The following is a 24,840-nucleotide window of genomic DNA, read 5'->3' on the forward strand; positions in this document are numbered from 1 at the left end:
TGCTTCACTTTAAGCGAATACTTGATACTATTTGATCGTATTAAATGGTTGGGGGTCATGGAGTTGACCGCCTTCTGGGGGCAATAAAAGGACTGGGGTCGTGACGAAACGCATTTCGAATACGCTTCACGCGGGCATGCGGGGGGCAAGTGCCATTGCCCTTGGCGTCGCGGTGATGGCAAGCGGTGCAGCCGCGCAGCAGCAACGGACCGTTTTGGGAGAGCGTTATATTCCGACCATCTGGGTGGATCCGGATGGATGCGAGCATTGGGTGATGGACGACGGCGCGGAGGGCTACATGAGCCCGCATGTGACGCGTCAGGGCATCCCGGTGTGCCGTGAGGTCAACCTGTGCGGTGTGGTCAATACCGACCAGCTCTTTGCCACGGACAGCGCGCGTATCAGCGCCAGCGGCAAGCAGCGCCTGCGCGAGTTCTTCCAGCAGACGCAAGCCGTCTCTTACACCATCGTCGGTCATACCGACAGCCGCGCCTCGGATGAGTACAACATGGGCCTGTCGCTGCGGCGGGCCAATTCGGTGGCGGCGGTGGCGCGCAGCGCCGGGGCCAGCATCGCGGATGTGCGCGGCTATGGCGAGCGGATGCCCAAGGCGTCGAACAACACCGCCGAGGGCATGGCGCAGAATCGCCGTGTCGAAATCCTGTGCTGGCGCTGAGGGGGCTGAGCTATGAAAACCTATAAAATCGCGCTCGCCCTGCCCGTGGTCGGACTATTGGCGGCCTGTGATGCGGGCCCGGACAAGACAGTGGACCGGAATATCTTTGACAGAGGGCACCTGAGCCAGATGCAGGCCGGGATCTGGGTCGATCCCAACGGGTGCGACCACTGGATCATCGACGATGGCGTCGAAGGCTATCTGTCGCAGCGGTTGGACAAGTTCGGCAAGCCGGTCTGTTCGGGCATTGCCCCGCCGACCGTGGCGACGGGCAATTTCAAGCAAGGCTCCACGAGCCTGATCGGCGATCCGATTTGATCGGGATTGTCCCATCTGCTGAACCAATGTGCGGGCCCCTTGCGGCCCGCATTTTTTTCGCCGGTTTGCCCGGAATCGCGGCTGTCTGCTTGCGCAGGCGGCGGCATCTTGGCACTGTGAAGGGGAACCTCTGACCCTGTGGGAGATATGCTTGGGTAACAACGCGCCGCCCCCCGTCGCCGATCTGGCCTCTTTGCAAGAGTCCGTGATCGAATTCCCGGATAACAAGCTGCTGATTGACCTCTGCGGCGAGTATGATCGGAACCTTGCCGAGATCGAGCGAAAACTGGGGGTGCAGATTGTCCGGCGCGGCAATCACCTGTCGGTCATGGGCGAGGATGGTCCGGTGCGCGAGGCGACAGGCGTGTTGCAGGCGCTGTATTCCCGGCTGGAAACCGGGCGCGCGGTCGAGCGTGGCGACGTGGACCGCGAATTGCGGATGGGCGGATCGGAGAGTGAGACCGGCGCGCTGGCGGGCGATCAGCTCGAGATGTTCAAGAGCGGCCCAGTCGAGATCAAGACCCGCAAGAAATACGTGGAGCCACGCACCGAGGCGCAGAAATCCTATGTGCGATCGTTGTTCGCGCATGAGCTGGCCTTTGGCATCGGGCCTGCGGGCACCGGCAAGACCTATCTGGCGGTCGCTGTCGGGGTCAATATGTTCATCGAGGGGCATGTGGACCGGATCATCCTGAGCCGTCCGGCGGTCGAGGCGGGCGAAAAGCTGGGCTATCTGCCGGGGGACATGAAGGACAAGGTCGATCCCTACATGCAGCCGCTCTATGATGCGCTGAACGATTTTCTGCCCGCCAAGCAGGTGCAAAAACTGATGGAGGAAAAGAAGATCGAGATTGCGCCGCTGGCCTTCATGCGCGGGCGCACGCTGAGCAATGCCTTTGTCGTGCTGGATGAGGCGCAGAATGCGACCTCGATGCAGATGAAGATGTTTCTGACGCGTCTGGGCGAGGGCAGCCGGATGGTGATCACCGGCGACCGCACGCAGATCGACCTGCCGCGCGGCGTGCCCTCGGGGCTGGCGGATGCGGAGCGGCTCTTGACCAAGATTCCGCAGATCAGTTTCAACTATTTCACGTCCAAGGATGTGGTGCGGCATCCGCTGGTGGCCGCGATCATCGAGGCCTACGAGGCGGAAGGTTAAGCCCTGTGCTGTGCGATGTGGTGATCGAGGACGACCGCTGGGAGGCGGCGGGGCTGGAGGAATTGGCCGAGCGCGCGGCGCGGGCCACGCTGGAGCATCTGGCGCTGAACCCGGAGGATTGGGAGATCAGCCTGCTGGGCTGTGACGATGCGCGGATTGCCGTGCTCAACGAGGATTTCCGCGACAAGCCGCAGCCCACGAATGTGCTAAGCTGGCCGAGCGAGGAGCGCGGGGCAGAGATGCCCGGCGCGGCACCTGAGCCGCCTGCGCCGGGGTATGATCCGGAGTTGGGGGATATTGCGATTGCCTGGGACACCTGCGCGCGCGAGGCAGAGGAAGGCGACAAACCGCTGGCGGACCATGTGACGCATCTGATCGTTCATGCAGTGTTACATTTGTTGGGCTATGATCATGTGCGTGACCAAGATGCCACTCTGATGGAAGCAACTGAGGTGGAGATACTTGGCAAACTCGGGGTCAGTGACCCATATTAGCCGTGCTGGGGCCTGTGTGCCCTGTCACCTGGAAAGAGATGGATGGGCGAGAGTATCGACGGATCGTCTATGGCAGCGCAGAGCGCGCAGCCGGACGATGACAGGGAAACCGAGGAACAGGGCGGATTTTTCCGGCGTATCCTTGGTGTATTTTCCACAAGCGACGAGGCCGAAGAGGCCGAGGATGAGCACCCGGCCCAGGCCAATGGTGTGCCGGGAATGGGCAATCTGCGGCATATGGCCGTCGAGGACGTGGCCATTCCCAAGGCCGAGATTGTCTCGGTTCCCAACACGATTTCGAAAGAGGACCTTGTGCATGTGTTCCGCGACAGCGGCATGTCGCGCCTGCCGGTCTATGAGGGCACGCTGGATTCGCCCGTCGGCATGTTGCACCTCAAGGATTTTGCACTGAAGTATGGGTTCAACGGCGAGACCGAGGAATTCCAGCTTGAAGACATGCTGCGCCCGCTCTTGTTCGTGCCGCCTTCGATGCCGATTGGCGTGCTGTTGCAGAAGATGCAGGCCGAGCGGCGGCACATGGCGCTGGTGATCGACGAATATGGCGGTGTGGACGGTCTTGTGACCATCGAGGACCTGATCGAACAGGTGGTGGGCGAGATCGAGGATGAGCACGACATCGACGAGGATCATTACTGGACGCTGGAAAAGCCCGGCAGTTACATCGCCCTTGCCAAGACCCCGCTCGAGGATTTCGAGGCCGAGATCGGCATGTCGCTGACCGAGACCGATGAGGTCGACGAGGAAGAGATCGACACGCTGGGCGGTCTGGTTTTCATGCTGTTGGGCCGGGTGCCGGTGCGCGGCGAGGTGATCGAGCATCCCGCAGGGCCGGTGATCGAGGTGATGGAGGCCGATCCGCGCCGCATCAAGCGCGTGCGCGTGCGTCTGCCTGAGGCCAGGAATGAGTGAAACAGGCCGGGCCGCGGCCCTGATGGATCAGGTCGCGGGCCGCTCTGGGCGCTGGCGTCTTCTTGTGCTTGGGGCACTGGGGGCCATGGCTGCGCTTGGGCAGGCGCCCGTCGGGGCGTGGCCGCTGAGTGTTCTGGGCTTTGCGCTTGCCTATGGGCTGTTTCGGCGCGCCGCCGGGGGGCGACAGGCGGCGGGTATCGGCTGGGCCTTTGGCACCGGCTATTTCCTTGTCTCGCTCAACTGGATCATCGAGCCGTTTCTCGTCGATGTGGCACGGCATGGCTGGATGGCGCCCTTTGCGCTCTTGGGGCTATCCGGGGGGCTGGCGCTGTTTTGGGCGGTGGCCCTTGGGCTGGGCCGCGCCATGGGGGGCGGAGCGCTTGGGTTTGTCGGTGGCCTTGGACTGATCGAACTGGCGCGGGGCTATGTGTTGACGGGGTTTCCATGGGCGCAGCCGGGGCATGTTCTGATCGACACGCCGCTCTTGCATTGGGCCTCATATCTTGGATCGCTCGGCCTGACGGCGCTGGTGCTGCTGGCGGCGGTGGCGTTGTGGGCGGCGATGACCGGTGCGCGACGGGCGCTGCTGGCCTTGGGGGCCATGGCGATCCTGTGGCCTGTGGGCGCCTTGCTGACGCCCGAGGCAGGTGCGGCACCAGAGGCGGCCACGGTGCGGCTGATCCAGCCCAACGCGCCGCAGCATGAAAAATGGGACCCTGACAAGATCCAGGGTTTCTTTGATCGGCAATTGGCGTTTTCGGCGGCCGGGGAACGTCCCGACTTGATCGTGTGGCCGGAAACGGCGGTGCCGGTGATGCTGGAGCGCGCCGCGAGCACGCTGGAAGTGATTTCAGAGGCGGCGGGAGGCGTGCCGGTCGTGGTGGGGTTGCAACGCCGCGACGAGATGCGGCTCTACAACACGCTGGCGTTGGTCGAGGCCGGGGGCAGCGTGGCGGCGGTCTATGACAAGCACCATCTGGTGCCTTTTGGCGAATACATGCCCTATGGCGACCACCTGGCGCAATTCGGGATTCACGGCATGGCTGCCAAGAACGGGCAGGGGTTTTCCTCGGGGCCGGGGGCGCAGGTGATCGAGATGGGCGCGTTGGGGCGCGCCTTGCCGCTGATCTGCTACGAGGGGGTATTCGCGCAAGACCTGAGGGCCGCGCCGGGGCGGGCGGATTTCATCCTGCTCATCACCAATGACGCCTGGTTCGGCAAGTTCTCTGGCCCCTATCAGCATCTGGCGCAGGCGCGGCTGCGCAGCGCGGAATTCGGCCTGCCGATGGTGCGGGTGGCCAACACAGGCGTTTCGGCCATGATCGACGCCACCGGGCGGATCACGGCGGCCTTGCCCTTGGGCGAGGCGGGGTGGCGCGATGCGACGCTGCCGCCGCCGTTGCCGCCCACGCTCTATGCCCGGCTGGGGGATTCACCGATGCTGGGCGTTTTCCTTGTTTTTCTCGCGTTGTCGCGGCTGGGGCACAGCCGCAGGCGGGCGCGCACATAGGCATTGACGCTGGTTCAGCACGAGCGTAACCACGGCCTAATCCCCCACAACGGCTTCCTGGCGTGGCGGTGACATCAAATGGAGCAACTTCATGTCAAGACAGAATTACCTTTTCACCTCCGAGTCCGTTTCGGAGGGGCATCCGGATAAAGTGTGTGACCGGATTTCCGATGCGATTCTTGACGCTTTTCTCACAGAAGAGGCCAATGCGCGCGTGGCCTGCGAAACCTTTGCCACCACCAATTGCGTGGTCGTGGGCGGTGAGGTCGGTCTGACCGATCAATCGCGGCTTGCGGATTTCATGGGGCGGATTGATGGGATCGTGCGCGATTGCGTGCGCGATATCGGCTATGAGCAGGATGCGTTTCACTGGAATACCCTGCAGCTGCAGAACCTGCTGCATCCGCAATCGGCGCATATCGCGCAGGGTGTGGATCGGGATGGGGCCGGGGATCAGGGCATCATGTTCGGCTATGCCGTGGACGAAACGCCAGAATTCATGCCCGCGCCGATCCTCTATTCCCATGCCATCCTCAAGCGGTTGGCCGAGGTGCGCAAATCGGGTGCCGAGCCCACGTTGGGGCCGGATGCCAAATCGCAGCTCACCCTGCGCTATGAGGGGGGGCGTCCGGTCGCGGTGACGCAACTGGTGCTCTCGACCCAGCATTCGGACGAGAGCCAGACCAGCGACGACATCCGCGCCATTGTCGAGCCCTATATCCGCGAGGTTCTGCCGGCGGGCTGGCTGAGCGACGAGACCGAGTGGCACGTGAACCCGACCGGCACGTTCGTGATCGGTGGGCCGGATGGCGATGCTGGTCTGACGGGCCGCAAGATCATCGTGGACACCTATGGTGGCGCGGCACCGCATGGCGGCGGCGCGTTTTCCGGCAAGGATCCAACCAAGGTGGACCGTTCGGCCGCCTATGCCGCGCGGTATCTGGCCAAGAACGTGGTCGCCGCGGGCCTTGCAAAGCGCTGCACGCTGCAACTGAGCTATGCCATTGGTGTGGCCAAGCCGCTGTCGATCTATGTCGATACCCATGGCACGGGAGAGGTGCATGAAAGCGCCATCGAAAAGGCCGTGGCACAGTGCATGGACCTGACGCCGCGCGGAATTCGCGAGCATCTGTCGCTGACGCGGCCGATCTATGCGCGCACCGCAGCCTATGGCCATTTCGGGCGCGCGCCCGAGGCCGATGGCGGCTTTAGCTGGGAGCGGACCGATCTGGTTGACGCTCTGAAAAAAGCTGTGTGATCAAAGGGCTGGCGCGTGATCCTCGCGCGCCAGTTTAACTGTACATGAGCCAAGACAGACATCCGACAGGCGCGCCGTGGCGCAACTTCTATGGCCGGTTCAAGGGCAAGACCCTGCGGCCTAGCCAGGAAACCTATCTGGAAGAGGATCTGGCGAAACTGTCGCCGGGGGCCGTCGATTGGGACGTGAACCCCGATCGGCAACCGATTGATCTGAAATCGTTATTCGGGGATCGTGAGGTCTGGCTGGAAATCGGGTTCGGCGGCGGTGAGCATATGGTGCATCAGGCCGTGCAGAATCCCCAAGCCGGAATCATCGGATGTGAGCCCTTCATCAATGGCGTGGCGATGCTCTTGGGGAAAATCCGGGCGGCAGAGGCGCAGAATGTGGCGGTTTATCCCGGTGACGCGCGAAACATGTTCGATGTGCTGCCCGAAGAATCCGTGTCTCGGGCCTTTCTGCTCTATCCTGATCCCTGGCCCAAGGCGCGGCATCACCGGCGGCGGTTCGTGACACAAGAGCATCTGGAGCCGCTGGCCAAGGTGTTGAAAAAGGGTGCGATTTTCCGCGTTGCCACGGATATTCCCGATTACGTGCGCCAGACGCTAGAAGAAGTGCCGCGCGCGGGCTTTGAGTGGTTGGCCGAGGGGCCTGAAGACTGGCGCAGGCCGTGGGAGGACTGGATTTCCACGCGCTATGAACATAAGGCGCTGCGCGAGGGGCGCGTACCGCATTACCTGACCTTTCGGCGGAGGTAAGCGGCGGCGCGCTGTGCGCCGGCCGCTATCGCCCCTTGGGGCGTGCCGTGCTGGATCGAAGCCATACCCGCCCCGGGCTTGACCCGAGACCTCGTTGCGGCGGGGAGGAGGCCCCGGCTCTGGGGCCGGGGCGGTGTGGTCCCGTCATGACAACGTGCTCAGCGTCCCAGCCGGTCACCCAACCGCCCCAGCATGTCGAGACATTGCTGGAGCTGGTCGAGCGAGAGATATTCGTCGGGTTTGTGCGCCTGATCAATCGAGCCGGGCCCGCAGACCACGGCGGACATGCCATAGCTCTGGAACAGCCCCGCCTCGGTGCCGAAGGGCACGAGATCGGCCCCGTTGGCGCCGGTGAGTTCCATCATGATGTCGCGCGCCTCGTTCACTTCGGTGGGCTCCAACCCATCCACCTCGCCGATGATTTCGGTCACGATGCTGGCCTCGGGGCAGATTTCGCGCATCCGGGGGAGCAGCATTTCCTCGCAGTAGCGGCGCAGGTCCTCTTTGACGAAAGTGGCGTCTGCTGCCTGGACGGGGCGCATTTCCCATTCGATCGTGGCGTTGGAGGCGATCACGTTATGGGCCACACCGCCCTTGAGAGACCCGGTGTTGATCGTGGTCCAGGGCGGATCAAAGCGGCTGTCGCGGGGGGCGCGGGCGCGCAGCGCCTCGCGCAGCTCCAGCAGGCGGTTGACGTAGCGCACGGCATATTCCACCGCGTTCACGCCCCGGTCGGGGGCAGAGCCATGCCCGGCCAGACCACAGAAATGGGTGGTATATTCATAACAGCCCTTGTGCCCCTCGATCACGCGCATCATCGTGGGCTCGCCGATGATGGCCACGCCGGGGCGCAGGCCACGGGCGCGCAGGCTTTCGACAAGGGCTTGCGCCCCGAAACAGCCGACTTCCTCGTCATAGGTGAAGGCAAAGTGAATGGGGCGGTCGCGCACCCGTTCCGCGAAATAGGGGGCCATGGCGGTGGCGGCGGCGATAAAGCCCTTCATGTCGCAGGTGCCGCGCCCATAAAGCCGCCCCTCGTGTTCTGTCAGTTCGAACGGGTCCGAGGCCCAATCCTGCTGGGCCACCGGCACCACATCGGAATGACCCGAGAGCACGATACCGCCGTCCACCTCTGGCCCGATGGTGGCGAAGAGGTTGGCCTTGTGTCCAATGTCGTCGTGAAAAATGTCCACCCGTGCGCCCGCCGATTCAAGCCGGTGGCCGAGATAGGCGATCATGTCGAGATTGCTGAGCTCGGAGATCGTGGGAAAGGCGATCAACTCTCGCAGGAGGCCGACGGTATCGGAAAGTTGGGTGGTCAAGGGAGAAGGTCCTGTGATGACGGGATTGAAACCCCTGTGACTCTGTTGATCGGTGGCGGGCGCGTCAACCCCCCGTCGGGGGGCTGACCGGCGCGATGTGCGGAATGATTGTGTTGCCGGGCGCGTGATCGACTCAGCCGTGTGGCGAGGCGTGCCCGAATAGACTCAGTCTGTCCATATCTATGAAAAAGCGGCTTATTTTGGGATGACCGCGCCAAAAACTTCTAGCGATAGCGGCGGAAAAAAGATAATTCTTAGGCAATAAAGCAATTCGACACGCCAAAGTGTCGAGCCCTGAGGTCAGAGTGGTGGTGTTATGAAGGCGATTGATTTTGTCGCTCGCACAGATGCGGGCAATTCTCAGCGTGGGTCTATTCCGGATCAAGGTGGCGTCACGGTCATCCCGGCGGGCCACGGACAAGAAATTTCTCTTAATCTTCGGCAAATGGACATTCAGGGCTATGCCCGGGATGGATCGAACCTGGTCATCAACCTTGCGGATGGCCGGGTGGTGGTGCTGGAGGGGTATTATTCCGCAGCCGGCGCGCCTGTCAGCCGCCTGTTCATCAGCGCGGACGGTTATATCAATGAGGTGACGCTGAGCGAGGGCGGCGATGGTCCGGTCTATGCGCAATACGGCCCGACCGAGTATTGGGCCAAGTGGAGCCCGGATGAAGAGCTGATCTTTCTGGGTGGCAACGACATTACCGCGCCGGCCGAAGATGACGAGGTGTCGATGCTGGGGGCCGCGCTCTTGGGGGGTGGCGGTCTTTTGGGGCTGGGCGGCGTTGGCGCGGCCGGTGTTGCGGCGGCGGTTGTGGCCGGGGGCGGCGATAGCGGCGGCGGTGGTCGCGGTCGGATCGAACCAAAGGTGAATGAGGACGGCACGATCGCCATTGGGGGCGATCAGGAGAGCCCCAAGATCACCATCACGGGCGACGCCGAGCCGGGGTCGGAGGTGGATGTGAGCATCGGCGACAAGACGGTCACCACCGAGGCCGATCAGGACGGCAAGTGGCAGGTCGATTTTGAGGGCGAGACCTTTCCCGAGGATGGCGAGCACGATGTGGTTGTCGTGGTCAAGGAACCCGACGGCACCGAAACCACATTGGAAGGGCCGGTGGTGGTGATCGACACCACGCCGCCCGAGGTGGTCATCGAGGATGGTGTGGTCTCGACCGACGATATCGTCAATGCCGAGGATTACGAGGATGGGATCGAGATCACCGGCAGCGGTGAGCCGGGGGCCGAGATTGCGGTTGTCCTCGAGGGCATCACGGAAACCACGGTGATCGGCGAGGATGGTCAGTGGCAGGTGGTCTTTGATCCTGCCGACATTCCGGGTGGCGAACGTGAGGTCGAGGTGGTCATCATCGCGACGGATGGCTTTGGCAATTCCACCGTGGTCACGGATGTGGTGGCGATTGATACGGTGCCGCACCCGATTGCGATCCATTCCGGTGAGGTTGGCGGCGATGGGGTCGTCAATCTGGTGGAAGAGGCCGCAGGTGTGGCGATCACGGGCACCTCGACGCCGGGGGCCACGGTGACGGTCACGGTCGAGGGCGTCTCGCGCGATGTGGTCGTGGGCGAGGATGGCACCTGGACGGCAGAGTTCGAGCCCGGCACGCTGCCCGGTGGGCAATATGAGACAGAGGTGACAGCGACCACGGTCGATGCCGCAGGCAATGCCAGCAGCACCAGCGGAACGTTCCGCGTCGACACCGAAGTGCGCGATTTCGGCATGACCGGCACGCCGGGTGGCGCGGATGGCGTGATCAACGCCGCCGAGCAGGGCGACGGATTCACGATGAGCGGCACGGTCGAGCCGGGATCGACGGTGCGCTTGAGCTTTGGCGATGCGGTGGTGGATGCGGTCGTGGCGGCGGATGGTCGTTGGACCGCGACCTTTACCGGGGCGCAGATCGCGGCAGGCACCTACACGGGCGACATCGTGGCGGTGGCGACGGATGCGGCGGGCAATGTCAGCGAATTGCGCCAAGCCGTGAGCGTGGATACCGAAGCCGGTCTCTTGACGCTGAACGCTGGCGCGATTGGTGGCGACGGCGTCATCAACGGGGCCGAGGCCGATGCCGGGGTGCTGGTCACGGGCACGGCGGATGCCGGGGCGACGGTCGTGGTCAGTCTCGACGGGGTCGAGCATACGGTGCAGGCCGATGCCACGGGCCGCTGGCAGAGCCGGTACGAGAGCGCCGAGATCACGCGCGGCACGCATGTGCCCGAGGTGAACGCGCGCACGGTCGATGCGGCTGGCAACCCGACCGAGGTCGAGGCGACAGTCCGGGTTGATACGCAGGTCGACAACCTCCGCCTCAGCGATCTCAACCTTGCGATTGGTGCGGATGGGCGCGATGTCATCAACAATGACGTGGCCGAGGGCGGCTTTAGCGTTACCGGCACGATTGAGCCGGGCAGCCGGGTCTTTGTCACCATTGACGGGGTGCAGCACGAGGCGCAGGTGGCGGCCAATGGCAATTGGGTGGCGAATTTTGGCCCCAATGAGATTGCCCCCGGCGAGCGCGATGTGGCCTTGCGGGTCGATGTGACCGATCCGGCGGGCAATATCGCGTTCCTCACCGATACGGTGCGGGTCGATACATTGGTCAATGAGCTGAGCCAGGATGGGCCGGTGACACCGGACAACATCATCAACATCTCTGAGGCGGCGGCAGGTGTGACCCTGACAGGACAGGTCGAGCCGGGATCGAGCGCCGAAGTCCGGCTCTTTGGCCGCACCTATCAGGCGGTTGTGGATGCCAATGGCAATTGGTCGGTGACCCTGCCCAACGGGGACATTCCCCGTCAGGACGGTCAGGCCGCGATGGTGGTTTCAGCCACCGACGGAGCGGGCAATACCCATGAGATCACGGGCAGCCTGACCCTGGATATGGTCGCCCCCGAGACGCCGGGGATCGTTGGCTATTTCCGGCAGGGCGACGGCTATCGCAATGCCACGGTGGAAACGAGCGCGGACGATGTCAGCATCCATCAAGTCGATGCGGGCGGCAATGTGCGGGAATTGGCGCTGGGCGAGCAGGCCAACCAGTTCACCGGCGAAACGGATTACTTCTTTCTCAATGGGGCAGGGCAGGTTTCGCCGGTCTCGGATGGGTCACAGCTGGTGGTGACGAGCACCGATGCCGGGGGCAATACCGCGAGCACCTATGTCGTGCTCGACGAGACCAGCACATCGGTTGTCAATATCGCCAATCCCAACCTGAGCGCCTTTGACATCGAGACGATTGATCTGCGGTTTGGCGATCAGGCGCAATTGAGCCTGACCGAAGAGCAGGTTCTGGCGCTCTCGGGCAATAGCGACACGGTTCTGGTGCAGGGCGGTGCGGATGACCGCGTGACGCTGAGCGGGGCCGAGGCCGCGGGCAGCACGGTGATCGACGGTCAGACCTATGACATCTACACGCTGGGCAATGATGCCACGGTGGTTGTGGATGAGGATATACAGATCGTCACCTGACGCCGAACAGGGACGCGTGCCCGTGCCGGGGTGCGCGTCTCCAACGACAAGGCCGGAAGGTCGGAGGACTATGTATGGGGATTGTAACGAGGGGGTTGTTGCTGGCGGGGGCCTGTTTGGCGCTTGCGGGGTGTTTGCGTGATGGTGGCAGTGACGCCGAAGTATCGCGCGCCGCTGCGGGGCCGGACCTGCGCCCCGATCAAGAGGCCCGGGCCAAGGAAGCCGCGCAATCGGAAATCATCCGCGACTTGCAGGCGCGCCGCTCGGTTCTGGTGCCGGGCAGCACTTTTGATGAGGTGGCGGGATCGGTTCTGGCCGCCTATAGCCGCAGCGCCGAGGCGGATTTGCTGAGCGCGCGGTTGCGCGCCGAGGCTGCGTCAAAAAACTGGTTGCCGCGCATCGGACCCAATCTCAGCCTGACCAGTCTGAGTGATCTTGTGAGCCAGTTGATCATCGAGCAGGTCCTGTTTGACAATGGCCGCAAGAAGGCGGAGCGCGATTTTGCCAAGGCCGATGTCGAAGTGGCCGCCGTGACGCTGGCCGAGGATGTCAACAAGCGCGTGTTCGAGGCGCTGTCGCTCTATCTCGATGCGTCTCAGGCGCGCGAGCGTCTGGTGCTGGAGCGGCGCACGCTGGAGGATATGAGGCGGTTCGAATGGATCATGTCGGAGCGGGTCAAGGGCGGCGTGTCGGATATGTCCGACCTCAATATTCTGCGCTCGCGTCTGGCGGAGATCCGCGAGGTGATGGCCGGGCAAGAAGAGGCCGAGGCCACGGCGCTGGCGGAATTGAACGCCATGGCGGCGCGGCCCCTGGGCGGGGTTGCGGGCCTGTCGGAGGTGCCGGTGGAGGCGGGCTCGGTTGCGGCGCTCGATGTATTGCGCGCCATGGCCGAGGCCGAGCGAGACACCGCCGAGGCGGTGATGGCGCGGGCGGGTCTATTGCCGGGATTGACGGCGGGGGGCACGGTGGGCAATGGCGACACGAGTTTCGGCCTCAATCTGCGATCCGAGCAATTGCTGGGCTTGGGCACCGGCGCGCAGCTGAAGGCCGCCGAGGCCGAAAAGGAAGCCGCCAAGCGCCGACGCGCGCAGGCGGATGAGGACAGCAATCGCGTGGTGCAGCGGCTGGAGGGGCAGCTCAGCGCCCTGTCGCGGCAGGTGGGCGAGGCGAGCACGCTGCGCGACACGGCCAAGGCCAATCTCGATCTCTTTCAGGCGCAGTATGATGCCGGACAGCGTGAAGTGATGGATGTGGTCGGCGTCTACGAGACCTTTGCCCAGAGGCAGGCACGCGCGCTGGCGCTGAAATACGAACTGGCGCTGGCGCGGTTGCAATTGGCGCGGCATTTGGGCGTGTTGGCGGAGGGGAGTCGGATTTGACCAAAGCTCCCGTCGCCCTGACGATCACCACAAACGCGCGCGCGGCAGAGGTCAAGGGCGGGGCCAAGGGGCCGCAGCCCGCCGCTGCGCGGTTTGGCGAGCGGGCGGTGGCGCGGGCGAAGCTGGGTGTGGCCTATGCCGCGCTCTTGGGCGTCGAGGCGGTCGAGGGCGATATTCTGGAGGCGATGATCGCAAGCAAGGCTGGCGGCGGCCCCGCCGATCAGCCTCAGCCGCGCGCCTTGGCCGATGGGCTGGAGGCGGCGGGGCTGATGGCACGGGTCGAGCCGGTGGCGCATCCGCATCCCGATCAGTGGCCGGCGTTGGCGCAGATGACGAGCGGGCAATTCGTGCTGGTGCTGTCGCAGGCGGGCAGTGTCCTGACGATCCATGATACCACTTGCGACGATCAGCGGGCCGAGGTGGACCTTGCCGAGTTCGAGCCGTTTTTTACCGGCATGGTCGTGCGCGCCGAGGCCCCGGTGCAAAGCCTGAGCCGCGCGCATGACGCACCAGAGGCCGCGCCGCATTGGTTCTGGAGCCAGTTTGCCGGGTTCCGCCGACATATCGCAGAGGTGGCGCTCGGCTCTCTTGTGGCCAATATCCTTGCGGTGGCGGTCGCGCTCTTTGCGCTTCAGGTCTATGACCGGGTGATCCCGCATCAATCCGAGGCGACGCTGTGGGTGCTGGCGGCGGGGGCAGGGCTCGCTCTGCTGATGGAAGCCGCGCTCAAGATCGCGCGGGCGCAGTTGATGGACGGGGCCGGGCGGCAGATCGAACTCAATGTGCAGCGCATCTTGATGGATCGCATTCTGGGCATGCGATCAGAGATCGCCAGCAAGAGCCCGTCGCAGATATTCTCGGCGATGCGGGAATTCGGATCGGTGCGGGAGTTCTTTACCGCCTCGACCATCGGCACGCTGACAGATTTGCCGTTCATCGTTGTGTTTCTGGCGCTGGTGGCGTCCATCGCGGGCAACGTGGTCTGGGTGCTCATTCTGGGCGGGGTCATCATGGTGTTGCCCGGCTTTCTCTTGCAAAAGCGGATGATGCGCCTGACCCACGAGATGCAGGGGGCGGGAGCGCGGGGCGCGCGGTTGCTGCACGAGGCGATTTTCGAGTTGGACACGCTCAAGACGCAGCGGGCCGAGGACCGGTTTCGCCGGATCTGGGGCGAATTGACGGCGCTTCAGGCGATCAAGTCGAGCGAGCAGCGGCGGCTTGGATCGGTGCTGAGTTTCTGGGCGCAGGCGGTGCAGCAGGCAACCTATATCGTGGCGGTGATCCTTGGGGCCTATCTGGTGTTCGCGGGGGAATTCACCGTGGGCTCGATCATTGCCGTGGGGATCTTGACCAGCCGCACGCTCGGGCCGCTGACGCAGCTATCGGGCACGCTGGCGCGGTGGGGGAATGTGAAATCGGCGCTGGCGGGGCTGGATGCGATTGCGCTGGCAGAGCAGGACGAGGCCGAGGGGCGCAGCTATTTGCGGCGCACGTCCCTGACCGGGGCCTATGAGCTGCGCGAGGTGCAGTTTGCCTATGACACCGGGGGTGCGCCGGTGCTGGATATTCCGGGGCTGATCATTCAGCCCGGACAGGTCGTGGCGGTGCTGGGCACCAACGGGTCGGGCAAATCGACCTTTCTCAAGCTCTTGTCGGGGCTATACGCCCCGAGCCGGGGGCGGTTGATGCTGGATGGCACCGACATGGGCCAGATCGCCCCGCGCGATTTGCGTCGGATGATCGGCTATCTGGGGCAGGATGTGCGGCTCTTTACCGGCAGCCTGCGCGAGAACCTGAACCTGACCTTGCTGGAGCGCGATGACGCGCGGTTGATGCAGGCGCTGGAATTTGCCGGGTTGGGACCCTTTGTGCGCGGCCATCCCAAGGGGCTGGATCTGGAGATCCTCGACGGGGGACAGGGGCTGAGCCAGGGGCAGCGGCAGAGCATTGGCTGGGCGCGGCTCTGGTTGCAGGACCCGGCGGTGTGTCTTCTGGACGAGCCGACGGCGGCGCTGGATCAGACGCTGGAGCGCACGCTGGTGAGCCGGTTGGACGTATGGCTCAAGGGGCGCACGGCGGTGATTGCGACGCACCGGATGCCAATTCTGAGCCTGACAAGCCGGACACTTATTCTGCAGGCGGGGCGCATGGCGGTGGACGGGCCACGCGATCAGGTGCTGGCGCATCTGGCGCAGGCGGCGGGCACCGGGCCGGGAGGGGCATGAGATGAGCGATGTGGGCGCGCGCAGCACGGCAAGCATTCTGGCGGAATTGAACGGGCGCTTGCGCGGTCCGAGCCTGATGGTCTGGCTCTGTGCGGCGAGCGTGTGGATCTTCATCCTCTGGGCGGCCTTTGCCTGGATAGACGAGATCGTGCGCGCGCCGGGCGAGTTCATTTCCACATCGCGGCCGCAGATCATCCAGAACCTCGAGGGCGGAATTCTGGCGGAGTTGCTGGTGCAGGAGGGGGATGTGGTGGCGCGCGGCGATGTTCTGGCGCGGCTGCATGATACGCGGTTCAATTCCGAAGTGGCGGATTTGCAGGATCAGATTGCGGGTCTTGAAGTGCGGCAATTGCGGCTGGAGGCGGAATTGGCCGGGCAATTCGATTTCGTCGTGCCCGAGGTGCTGGCGGCGCGGGCAGGGGAAATGGTGGCCTCGGAGCGCGCACTTCTCAGGGCGCGGCAGGAGGATTTCGTCAAGCGCAGCGAAGGGGCCAAGCGGGTGATGCAGCAATCCGCCGAGGAAAAGCGACTCTTGGAGGGATTGCTGGACAAAAAGATCGTGGCCCTGATCGAGGTCACGCGCGCGCGCAAGGCACATGCCGATGCCGAGAAACGCTATGACGAGATCGTGACGCAGGCCGAGTTGGAGCGGGCCGAGGCCTATTCCGAGACCTTGAAGGAACTGGCGACCCTGCGCCAGAATTTGCGGGCCAGTCAGGACCAGCTCAACCGCACGGTATTGCAAAGCCCGATGCGCGGCGTGGTCAACAATCTGAATGTGACGACGATTGGCGGCGTGGTGCGCCCCGGCGAGGAGATACTGGAGATCATTCCGCTCGATGAGGAGATGTTTGTCGAGGCGCGGGTCGAGCCGCGCAACATCGCCAATATACGGCGCGGACAGGAGGCAACGATCAAGCTGACGGCCTATGATTACACCATTTATGGCACCTTGAAGGGGCGGGTCGATTTCATTTCCGCCGATACGTTCAAGGATGAGCGGGCGCGCGATCCCGATGGCGATCCGCATTACAAGGTGTCGTTGCGGGTGGATATGAGCGCGCTCACCCCCCGGCAGGCGGGGATCGAGATCAGGCCCGGCATGCAGGCCGAGGTGGAATTGCACACCGGCGAAAAGACCGTGCTGCAATATCTGTTGAAGCCGCTCTACAAGAGCCAGCAGGCGCTGCGCGAGCCGTAAAGCACGTTGCCTCTGATCGGGGTCATATCCCCCGGCCCCCGCGCCGGGGTCTCTGCGCTGCCTCGGAGAGGTCCTGGGCCAAGCCCGGGACGGGTGTGGTTTCGATGGGGCGCGACACGCCGCAGGGGCAGGGCAATGGGCATGAAAAAAGCGGCGATGGCACGAGGCCACGCCGCCTTTTTTGTTTCGTGCCTGGCTCAGCCTTCGGCGGGTTTCGGCGCGGCGGCGGCCACTGCCGGCTTGGGCGCGGTCTTGTTGCCGGTCAGGGGATCGTCCTGACGCTGCACCGAGCCTTCGAAATGCGCGCCGCTCTCGATGGCGATGGTCTTGTGGATGATGTCGCCTTCGACACGGGCGGTCGAGGTCAGGCGCACCTTGAGGCCACGCACACGGCCCACGATGCGGCCATTGATGACCACATCATCGGCGATCACTTCACCCTTGATGGTGGCGCCTTCGCCCACGGTCAGCAGATGGGCGCGGATGTCACCCTCGATCGAGCCCTCGACCTGAATGTCGCCAGTGGTCTTGAGGTTGCCGGTCACGTGCAGGTCCGAGGACAGCACCGAGGCAGGCGGCTTGGCCTTGGGGGCCGAGGCCTTGAATTCCGTATTCAGCGCGTCAGGCCGCGCCGAATCGAGCCGGTTCTCGGAGGCAGCCGGTTTGGCCTCTGCGGGCTTTTGCGCGGGTTCGTTGATTTTGCTCTTAGAAAACATTGTTTGCAGCCTTGATGTATATCATGGGGTTGACGGACTTGTCGCCGACGCGGACTTCGTAGTGTAGATGTGTGCCCGTAGAACGTCCAGAGTTGCCCATATCACCAATCCGTTCCCCGCGCGAGACCCTTTGCCCGACGTTGACACGGATTTGCGACAGATGCGCGTAGCGGGTTTCGATCCCGAAGGCGTGCTGGATCTTGATCAGGCGGCCATAGCCCGAGAGCCAGCCCGCGTGGGTGACGACGCCATCGGCTGTGGCATAGATCGGGGTGCCGTGCGGGGCGGCGAAATCGGTGCCCTGGTGCATCCGGCCCCAGCGCATGCCATAGCCCGAGGTGTAACGGAACGCGCTTTTTACAGGCAGGGCGAAGGGCGCTTTTTGCGCGGCGATGCGGTAGAGGTTCAGTTCATCCATGCGGCCCAGGATGCGGTTGGCGCGTTCGGCGTCCACCGAGGGTTCCTGGCCCTTGGTCGAAAAGGAGAGCGGCGTCAGCGGGCCGCCCTGACCTGAATAGCCCCGACGCACGGTCTGGAGCAGGTTGTCGGTATTGAGGCCCGCGGCGCGGAACATCTTGTCGAGCGGTTCGACCGAAATGGCCATGGCGTCTTCTAGCTGGCTGAAGATCTGGTCGTTCTGATCCTTGAGCAGTTCGAGTTCCAGCGCCATTTCCTCGGCCTTGAGCAGCGCGTCCTGGGCATTGGCAATGGTTGTGTCGCGCTCTTGCGCCGCGTCCTCTAGGGCTGCGGTCAGGAAATCGAGCGTGGCATCGGTGCCAGCCTCGGTGCCGGAGCCGACCCCGACGTCGCCCCCCGATTGTATCGACAGGGCCAGTTGTTCCGCCTCTTTGCGGGCATTCTCGCGCTCGGCCATGGTGCGGCGAAGCGTGGCCTGGATCACCTCGATGCCGGTTTCCAGCTCCCGGCGGCGGGTTTCAGAGGCCAGCAATTCGGATTGCATCAGCGAAATCTGTTCGAGGGCGGAAGAAAACCGCTCTTGCGCGGCAATCGCTTCTTGGGCGCGCTTGTCGCGCTCGGATGACAGCGCATTGAGGCGGTTTTCATAGGTGCGTTGATCGCGCTTGGCCTGTTCGCGGAAATTGCCCGCGCCGATATTGTCCATCACGAGGATGGAGGTGGCGATGATCGACCATGCGATGATGGCGGACGCCCCGAGAAAGGCGAAAAGCTGGGTAGAGGGGCGCAGGCGGATGAAGCGCGTGTCATTGTCGGATCGCAGAAAGACCCGGCGTTCAGGAAAATACCTCTCGAGGATCGCATGAATTCTTATCGCAAGTCTTGTTCTCACGCGCTCAAAGTCCCTGTTGCCCCAACCTTCGTCGCTTTGCGGTGCTCACTTTCTTTCAGGATTCCGCAATGAAACGTGATTAGCCAGCGTGCCGCCTCTGGGCAAGATTTTTGACCAATCTTGAGGCGGCTCTGGGCTGTTTCCCGCCCGAGCGGCGGAATTTCGCCGATAGCACAAGCCGGATTTCAACCGGTGATTGAGCCGCTTTCGGTGAGGGGCCAGTAAAAATCGGGCGGGATTCCGGCCTCGGCGCGCTTTTCCTCGTTGAAGGGCGGTTTCAGAGCACCGTGGAAGTAGCGGCGGACAAGCTCGTGAAAGGCGGTCTTGGGGTCGATGTCATGGCGACCGCAAAGAAAGTGAAACCACTTGGAGCCATAGGCGACGTGATGCACCTCTTCGGCATAGATCACGCGCATGGCGGCGACGGCGGCGGTCTCGCCCGCGCGCTCGAACACCTCGATCATGCCGGGGGTCACATCAAGACCGCGCGCCTCGAGCACCATGGGCACGACGGCGAGGCGACCCAGGAAATCCTGTGCGGTGTCTTCGGCGGCGCGCCACATGCCCGCATGGGCGGGCAGAGCGCCATAATGGCTGCCCATTGCCTCAAGACAGTCGCATATCATGTTGAAATGCTTGGATTCCTCGTCGGCGGACTTGACCCAGTCATCGTAAAAGCCAAGCGGCATGGGCGTGTCGGCAAAGCGCGCGATGATGTCCCAGTGCAGGTCAACGGCGTTGAGTTCGATATGGGCCACGGCATGCAGAAGGGCAATGCGTCCCTGCGTCGAGCCGGGGCGGCGACGGGGCACGTCGCGCGGGTCGCGCAACTCGGGCCGGTCCGGGCGAGCAGGGCGCGGGGGTGGCACCGCGTTGCCCAAGGGAAGGGCGCGCCCCTCGGCGCGGGCGGCAAACCACGTGGCGGCATGGGCGCGCGAGAGCGCCGTCTTGGCGCGGCCATCGCGGGTGGAGAGCACCGCGACGGCCATTTCTGTCAGGGTCAGCTCGCTCACAGCGCCTTGACCGCGTCCAGCACCTCTTCGGCGTGACCGGGCACCTTGACCTTGCGCCAGGCGCGGGCGATGCGCCCCTCCCCGTCGATCAGGAAGGTCGAGCGCTCGATGCCGAAGAACTTCTTGCCATACATGCTCTTTTCCTTCCAGACGCCAAAGTCTTCGCAGACCTGCGCGTGTTCGTCGGACAAAAGCGGCACGGTAAGGGCATGTTTGGATTGGAATTTTTCGTGGCTGGTGAGGCTGTCCTTGGAAATGCCCAGCACCGTCACCCCGGCGGCGTCGAACTGATCCTTGAGGCTGGAGAAGGCGACCGCCTCTTTGGTGCAGCCGGAGGTATCATCGCGCGGATAGAAAAACAGCACCACAGCGCCGGGACGCAGGGCCGAGAGCGTGACAGGATCGCCACCAGCGCGCGGCAGGGTGAAATCGGGGGCCATTTCAGATGTGTCAGGCATGGGGTATCCTCTGGGATGAAAAATTGTGAATTCCATATTAGGTCGCAAGGGACCAGAATAAAGCCACGAGGCAAAAGAGAGGCGCGGTCTGCGCCCGAACGGATAGGATGAGCACGCAGCCGACACAAGAGCAGGGCACGGCGGAAACGCCGGAGCCGCCAATCAAGACCACCAGGCGCGCCCGTAAGGGGCGTCGCCTGGTGCGTCATGTGATGCAGTTCGGTTTTTCCTGCGTGGTGCTGGTGGTTGTTCTGGGCCTTGGGGTGGCGATGAGCATCGGGGCAAACCTGCGCGCGCCCGATTGGGTGCAGGCGCGGATTGCCGCGCGGATTGATGCGAGCGTGCCGGGCTACGCCCTGCGGTTCGGCGAGATGTCATTGGTGGTGGGCGAGGATCTGGTGCCGCGCGTGGCGTTGCGCGATGTGGTTCTGGCCAATCTCGACGGTGTAACGCTGGTCACGCTGGGAACCCTCGCGGTGACGGTGGCACCGGCGCCGCTCTTGCGCGGCGAGGTGCAGCCCGAGGCGGTGCATCTGTCGGGCGCGCGGCTGGGGCTGCGGCGGCTGGCATCGGGCGAGTTTGCGATCATGTTCGAGGGGACGGGGCAGGGCGGCACCTTCAACGAGCAGCTGGATGCGCTCTTTGCCCGGCCGCAGCTGGATGCGCTGACGCGCGTGACGGCGGACAATCTCACGCTGCGCTATGAGGATGCCCGCGCGGGCCGTGCCTGGAGCGCGGATGGCGGACGGCTGGAGTTGGTGCGCGCGGGCAACGAGATCACCCTGCGCGGCGATGTGGCGCTGCTTGGTGCGCGCGATTACGCGACCACGCTGGCGGTGAATTACGCGGGGCGCATCGGCAGCAAGGCGGCAGAGTTTGGCGCCACGTTCGAGGATATGCCGGCGGGTGACATTGCCGGACAATCGCCGGCGCTGGCCTGGCTTGGGGCGTTGGAGGCGCCGATTTCGGGCGCGCTGCGTGCAGGGGTCGACGGCGAAGGCCGTCTTGGCCCGCTCAATGCCACGTTGCAGATTGGCGCGGGCGTGCTGCAGCCCACGCCCGCCACCGCCCCGATCAAGTTCCGCGCGGCGCGCAGTTATTTCACCTATGATCCGATGGCCCAGGAAATCCGCTTTACCGAATTGTCGGTGGATAGCGCCTGGGGTCAGGCGCGGGCCGAGGGCAGCGCGCGGCTTGTCGGCATGGAGGACGGATGGCCGCGCGAATTGCAGGCACAGATCCGGGTGAGCGACGTGGTAGCGGATCCTGCCGATCTCTATCCCGAACCGATCCGGCTTGAGAGCGCGCAGGTGGCGCTGCGGTTGCGGTTGGAGCCCTTTGTTCTGACCCTGGGCGAGTTGACCCTGAGCGATCAGGGCCGCTACCTGCGGGCGCGCGGCGAGGCGCGCGGGGGCGATGCGGGCTGGGATATTGCGCTGGAAGGCGAAATGGACGGGCTGGCGCCGGAGCGATTGATGGCGCTCTGGCCACGCGCGGCGCAGGCCAATGCGCGCGACTGGATCGAGCAGAACGTGGCCAAGGCCGATCTGCGGGACATTCAGTTTGCCTTGCGTCTTTTGCCCGAGCATCGCCCCGAGTTCTACCTTGGCTTCGATTTCTCGGATCTGGAAACCGTCTATGTGCGCGATGTGCCGCCCATCTCGGGGGCCTCTGGGCGGGCGTCGCTTTATGACAACCGCTTTGTGATCCATGCCGAACGAGGGCAAGTCATAGCGGATGAGGGCGGTGCGATCGACGTGTCGGGGACGAGTTTCATCATTCCCGATGTGCGGGTCAAGCAAAGCCCGGCAGAGGCGGTGATGCGGACCAAAAGCACGATCACGGCGGCGTTGTCGCTGCTGGATTCGCCGCCCTTCCGGTTTCTGCAAAAGGCCGGGCAGCCGGTGACGGTGGCGGATGGTCAGGCCGAACTGGCGGGGCAGTTGACGTTTCTGCTGAAGAAGCAACTGACGACGGAAGAGGTGGCCTTTGACGTGGCTGGCACGCTCAGCGACGTGCGCAGCGACCTGCTCATCAAGGGGCGGGTGCTGACAGCGGAGGCGCTGGCGGTCGAGGCGAGCAACACGCATCTGGAAATCGGCGGCGCGGCGCGGGTGGGCGACGTGCCGGTGCGCGGCAGTTGGGACATGGCGATTGGCGGCAATCCGCAGGGCGAGAGCCGGGTGCGCGGGCAGATCGAGCTGTCGCAGCGGTTTCTGGATGAGTTCGCCATTGATCTGCCACCGGGCAGCGTGACCGGCGCGGGGCAGGGGGTGATGGAAATCGGCTTTGCCAAGGGGCAGGCGCCGGAATTTGCGCTGACGTCCGATCTGGCGGGGGTGGGTTTGCGGCTGCCGCAGCTGGATTGGGCGCTGGGTGCGTCGCAGCTTGGGCGGCTCGATGTGACGGGCCGCTTGGGCGAAGTGCCCGAAATCACCGCGTTGGGTCTGAGTGGTGCGGGACTGGAGGCGCGCGGGCGGGTGAGCCTGAACGCTGGCGGCGGGTTGGACCGGGCCGAGTTCAGCCGGGTTACGCTGGGCGGTTGGCTCGATGCGCCGGTGGCGCTGGTCGGGCGTGGCGCGGGGGTCGCGCCGCGGGTCGAGGTGACGGGCGGTACGGTCGATCTACGGCAGATGTCTTTGGGAGATGCGGGCGATGGTGGCAGTGGTGGCAGTGGTGGTGCCGGTGTGCCGGTCGCCCTGCAATTGGAGCGGTTGCAGATTTCGGAGGGTTTCGCGCTCTCGGAATTTCGCGGCGATCTGGACACCACGGGCGGCATGAGCGGCAATTTCAGCGGGCTCTTGAACGGCATTGCCCCGGTGACAGGGCAGGTGGTGCCGATGGGCGGGCGCAGCGCATTCCGTATCCGGGCAGACGATGCGGGCGGTGTGCTCAAGGCGGCGGGACTGTTGCAACAGGCACGTGAGGGAACGCTGGAGCTGGTGCTGACGCCCGCGCCGGAGCCTGGAAGCTATGACGGCGTGTTGGGGATTGATCAGGTCCGCGTCAAGGAGGCCCCCGCTCTGGCGGCGCTCTTGAATACGGTGAGCATCGTCGGTCTGCTGGAGCAGTTTTCCGGGCAAGGGTTGCATTTTGGCCGGGTCGATGCGCGGTTTCGCCTGACGCCGGAGCGATTGATCCTGCTGGAAGGCAGCGCGGTCGGGGCATCCGTCGGGATTTCGATGGATGGATATTACCGTCTGGCCGACAAGCGGATGGACATGCAGGGCGTGGTTTCGCCGGTCTATCTGCTCAACGGGATCGGAGAGGCCTTTACCCGGCCCGGCGAGGGCCTTATCGGGATGAATTACACGCTCAAGGGCCCGTCATCGGATCCGGCGGTGTCGGTTAACCCGCTTTCGGCGTTGGCACCCGGCTTTCTGCGCGAGATGTTCCGGCGGCCTGCGCCCACGGTGGGCACAGGGCGGGCGGCCACCTCGGGGCAGGTCGAGAGGCCCGCTGCGCGCGAGGCGCAGGACATTCACCAAAGACAGGACAGATGAAGCTATCGGATTTCGACTTTGACTTGCCGGAGGCGTTGATTGCCACGCGTCCCGCAAGACCCCGGCGCGCGGCGCGGTTGCTGGTGGCGGAAGGTGATGCGATCACCGATGCGGGGGTGGCTGATCTGGGGCGGTGGCTGCGGCCCGGTGATCGGCTGGTGCTGAATGACACACGGGTGATCCCGGCGCGGCTGAGCGGGCTACGCCATCGGTCAGGGGCGCAGGGGGACACCGCGGCCAGGATCGAGGTCACCTTGCTGGAGCCGGGGACGCAGGGCACCTGGGGCGCGCTGATCAAGCCGCTCAAGAAGATAAACGAGGGCGAGGAAATCGTGTTCTCCGACCGGTTGTCGGCGGTGCTCGAGGCCAAGGACGAGGGGCAGGGGCGGTTGCGCTTCAACCTCAAGGGCGACGATTTCGATGCGGCGCTGGCCGAGGCGGGGGCGATGCCGCTGCCGCCCTATATCGCCGCACGCCGTCCGGCGGATGAGCAGGACAAGGTCGATTATCAAACCGTCTGGGCGCGGGCGCCGGGGGCGGTGGCGGCCCCCACCGCATCGTTGCATTTCGACGAGGCGCTCCTGGCGGAACTGGCGGCGATGGGCGTGGGGTTCACCCATGTCACGCTGCATGTGGGGGCGGGCACGTTCCTGCCGGTCAAGGTCGAGGATGTGACCTCGCACAAGATGCATGCCGAATGGGGCGAAGTGAGCCCCGAGGCCGCCGCAGAGATTGCCGCCACGCGCGCGGCGGGGGGGCGGATCATTCCGGTGGGCACCACCGCGCTGCGCCTGATCGAAACGGCGGCACGGGCCACGGGCGAGATTGCAGCCTGGTCGGGGGATACGGATATTTTTATCTATCCGGGGTTCGAGTTCCGCGTGACCGACGCCCTGATGACCAATTTCCATCTGCCGAAATCGACGCTGATGATGCTGGTCTCTGCCCTGATGGGGCAGGACACGATCCGGCAAATCTATGCGCATGCGGTGGCGGAGGGATATCGCTTTTTCTCTTACGGGGATGCCTCGCTGTTGATCCCCGCGGCAAAGCCTGACAGGCAGGGCGCGCAAGGGACAGAGTAAGTCGCCTTTGGGGTGCCTCCTGGTGAT

The 24,840-nt window shown here is 64.3% G+C and carries 19 protein-coding genes and 1 riboswitch; of the genes, 14 read left to right on the forward strand and 5 right to left on the reverse strand.

Annotated features, from left to right (window positions below; all coding sequences use genetic code 11):
* Positions 1 to 175: 175 nt before the first annotated feature.
* The 8 genes from MVC20_RS13680 (at position 176) to MVC20_RS13715 (ending at position 7,103) form a co-directional block, all read left to right on the forward strand.
* On the forward strand, positions 176 to 676 hold the full coding sequence (locus tag MVC20_RS13680) for an OmpA family protein (protein ID WP_297542760.1): 501 nt from the start codon (positions 176 to 178) through the stop codon (positions 674 to 676).
* Between the two features lie 12 nt (positions 677 to 688).
* Positions 689 to 994 (forward strand): hypothetical protein, encoded by a 306-nt coding sequence (locus tag MVC20_RS13685; RefSeq protein WP_297542291.1) that lies wholly within the window; start codon positions 689 to 691, stop codon positions 992 to 994.
* Positions 995 to 1,145: 151 nt separating this feature from the next.
* Positions 1,146 to 2,153: a PhoH family protein gene (locus MVC20_RS13690; protein ID WP_297542293.1), complete on the forward strand. Its 1,008-nt coding sequence runs from the start codon at positions 1,146 to 1,148 to the stop codon at positions 2,151 to 2,153.
* 5 nt (positions 2,154 to 2,158) lie between these two features.
* Complete coding sequence (gene ybeY, locus MVC20_RS13695) at positions 2,159 to 2,647, forward strand: rRNA maturation RNase YbeY (protein WP_297542295.1); 489 nt, start codon at positions 2,159 to 2,161, stop codon at positions 2,645 to 2,647.
* A gap of 42 nt (positions 2,648 to 2,689) precedes the next feature.
* Positions 2,690 to 3,577 carry a hemolysin family protein gene (locus MVC20_RS13700; RefSeq protein WP_297542297.1) on the forward strand — a complete coding sequence of 296 codons (888 nt, stop codon included), beginning with the start codon at positions 2,690 to 2,692 and terminating at the stop codon, positions 3,575 to 3,577.
* The gene (gene lnt / locus MVC20_RS13705) at positions 3,570 to 5,087 is read left to right on the forward strand and encodes an apolipoprotein N-acyltransferase (protein WP_297542299.1); all 1,518 of its coding nucleotides are present in this window, start codon (positions 3,570 to 3,572) and stop codon (positions 5,085 to 5,087) included. The genes MVC20_RS13700 and lnt overlap by 8 nt, the downstream gene beginning before the upstream one ends.
* Before the next feature lie 38 nt (positions 5,088 to 5,125).
* Positions 5,126 to 5,173: riboswitch (SAM-SAH riboswitch) on the forward strand.
* 5 nt (positions 5,174 to 5,178) lie between these two features.
* Positions 5,179 to 6,345 (forward strand): methionine adenosyltransferase, encoded by a 1,167-nt coding sequence (gene metK / locus MVC20_RS13710; protein ID WP_297542301.1) that lies wholly within the window; start codon positions 5,179 to 5,181, stop codon positions 6,343 to 6,345.
* A 44-nt stretch (positions 6,346 to 6,389) separates the two neighbouring features.
* Positions 6,390 to 7,103, forward strand: a complete 714-nt coding sequence (locus tag MVC20_RS13715; protein WP_297542303.1) for a tRNA (guanine(46)-N(7))-methyltransferase TrmB — start codon at positions 6,390 to 6,392, stop codon at positions 7,101 to 7,103.
* Between the two features lie 158 nt (positions 7,104 to 7,261).
* Here MVC20_RS13715 and argE read toward each other — a convergent pair whose 3' ends face one another.
* Positions 7,262 to 8,425 (reverse strand): acetylornithine deacetylase, encoded by a 1,164-nt coding sequence (gene argE / locus MVC20_RS13720; protein ID WP_297542305.1) that lies wholly within the window; start codon positions 8,423 to 8,425, stop codon positions 7,262 to 7,264.
* 445 nt (positions 8,426 to 8,870) lie between these two features.
* Here argE and MVC20_RS13725 point away from each other — a divergent pair, with 445 nt between their 5' ends.
* The 4 genes from MVC20_RS13725 to MVC20_RS13740 all read left to right on the forward strand — a co-directional run bounded on the left by MVC20_RS13725 (position 8,871) and on the right by MVC20_RS13740 (position 16,729).
* Positions 8,871 to 11,921 (forward strand): Ig-like domain-containing protein, encoded by a 3,051-nt coding sequence (locus MVC20_RS13725; RefSeq protein ID WP_297542307.1) that lies wholly within the window; start codon positions 8,871 to 8,873, stop codon positions 11,919 to 11,921.
* A gap of 74 nt (positions 11,922 to 11,995) precedes the next feature.
* Entirely contained in the window at positions 11,996 to 13,303 is a 1,308-nt protein-coding gene (locus MVC20_RS13730; RefSeq protein WP_297542310.1) for a TolC family protein, read from the forward strand.
* The gene (locus tag MVC20_RS13735) at positions 13,300 to 15,528 is read left to right on the forward strand and encodes an ATP-binding cassette domain-containing protein (protein WP_297542312.1); all 2,229 of its coding nucleotides are present in this window, start codon (positions 13,300 to 13,302) and stop codon (positions 15,526 to 15,528) included. The genes MVC20_RS13730 and MVC20_RS13735 overlap by 4 nt, the downstream gene beginning before the upstream one ends.
* 1 nt (position 15,529) lies before the next feature.
* Positions 15,530 to 16,729 carry an HlyD family type I secretion periplasmic adaptor subunit gene (locus MVC20_RS13740; protein ID WP_297542314.1) on the forward strand — a complete coding sequence of 400 codons (1,200 nt, stop codon included), beginning with the start codon at positions 15,530 to 15,532 and terminating at the stop codon, positions 16,727 to 16,729.
* A gap of 197 nt (positions 16,730 to 16,926) precedes the next feature.
* Here the strand turns inward: MVC20_RS13740 and MVC20_RS13745 are convergent, their stop codons facing one another.
* The 4 genes from MVC20_RS13745 to MVC20_RS13760 all read right to left on the reverse strand — a co-directional run bounded on the left by MVC20_RS13745 (position 16,927) and on the right by MVC20_RS13760 (position 20,225).
* Positions 16,927 to 17,445 carry a polymer-forming cytoskeletal protein gene (locus tag MVC20_RS13745; protein WP_297542316.1) on the reverse strand — a complete coding sequence of 173 codons (519 nt, stop codon included), beginning with the start codon at positions 17,443 to 17,445 and terminating at the stop codon, positions 16,927 to 16,929.
* Positions 17,435 to 18,754 (reverse strand): M23 family metallopeptidase, encoded by a 1,320-nt coding sequence (locus MVC20_RS13750; RefSeq protein ID WP_297542318.1) that lies wholly within the window; start codon positions 18,752 to 18,754, stop codon positions 17,435 to 17,437. The genes MVC20_RS13745 and MVC20_RS13750 overlap by 11 nt, the downstream gene beginning before the upstream one ends.
* A 185-nt stretch (positions 18,755 to 18,939) precedes the next feature.
* Positions 18,940 to 19,743, reverse strand: coding sequence for a ferritin-like domain-containing protein (locus tag MVC20_RS13755; RefSeq protein ID WP_297542762.1), 804 nt, complete (start codon positions 19,741 to 19,743; stop codon positions 18,940 to 18,942).
* Between the two features lie 20 nt (positions 19,744 to 19,763).
* On the reverse strand, positions 19,764 to 20,225 hold the full coding sequence (locus MVC20_RS13760; protein ID WP_297542320.1) for a peroxiredoxin: 462 nt from the start codon (positions 20,223 to 20,225) through the stop codon (positions 19,764 to 19,766).
* 107 nt (positions 20,226 to 20,332) lie between these two features.
* Here MVC20_RS13760 and MVC20_RS13765 point away from each other — a divergent pair, with 107 nt between their 5' ends.
* Together MVC20_RS13765 and queA are read left to right on the forward strand one after the other, a co-directional pair.
* On the forward strand, positions 20,333 to 23,728 hold the full coding sequence (locus tag MVC20_RS13765) for an AsmA-like C-terminal region-containing protein (RefSeq protein ID WP_297542323.1): 3,396 nt from the start codon (positions 20,333 to 20,335) through the stop codon (positions 23,726 to 23,728).
* Positions 23,725 to 24,813 carry a tRNA preQ1(34) S-adenosylmethionine ribosyltransferase-isomerase QueA gene (queA, locus tag MVC20_RS13770; protein ID WP_297542325.1) on the forward strand — a complete coding sequence of 363 codons (1,089 nt, stop codon included), beginning with the start codon at positions 23,725 to 23,727 and terminating at the stop codon, positions 24,811 to 24,813. The genes MVC20_RS13765 and queA overlap by 4 nt, the downstream gene beginning before the upstream one ends.
* Positions 24,814 to 24,840 lie beyond the last annotated feature (27 nt).

The organism is Roseovarius sp. (assembly GCF_027019125.1).
In the GTDB taxonomy this organism is placed as follows: Bacteria; Pseudomonadota; Alphaproteobacteria; order Rhodobacterales; family Rhodobacteraceae; genus Roseovarius.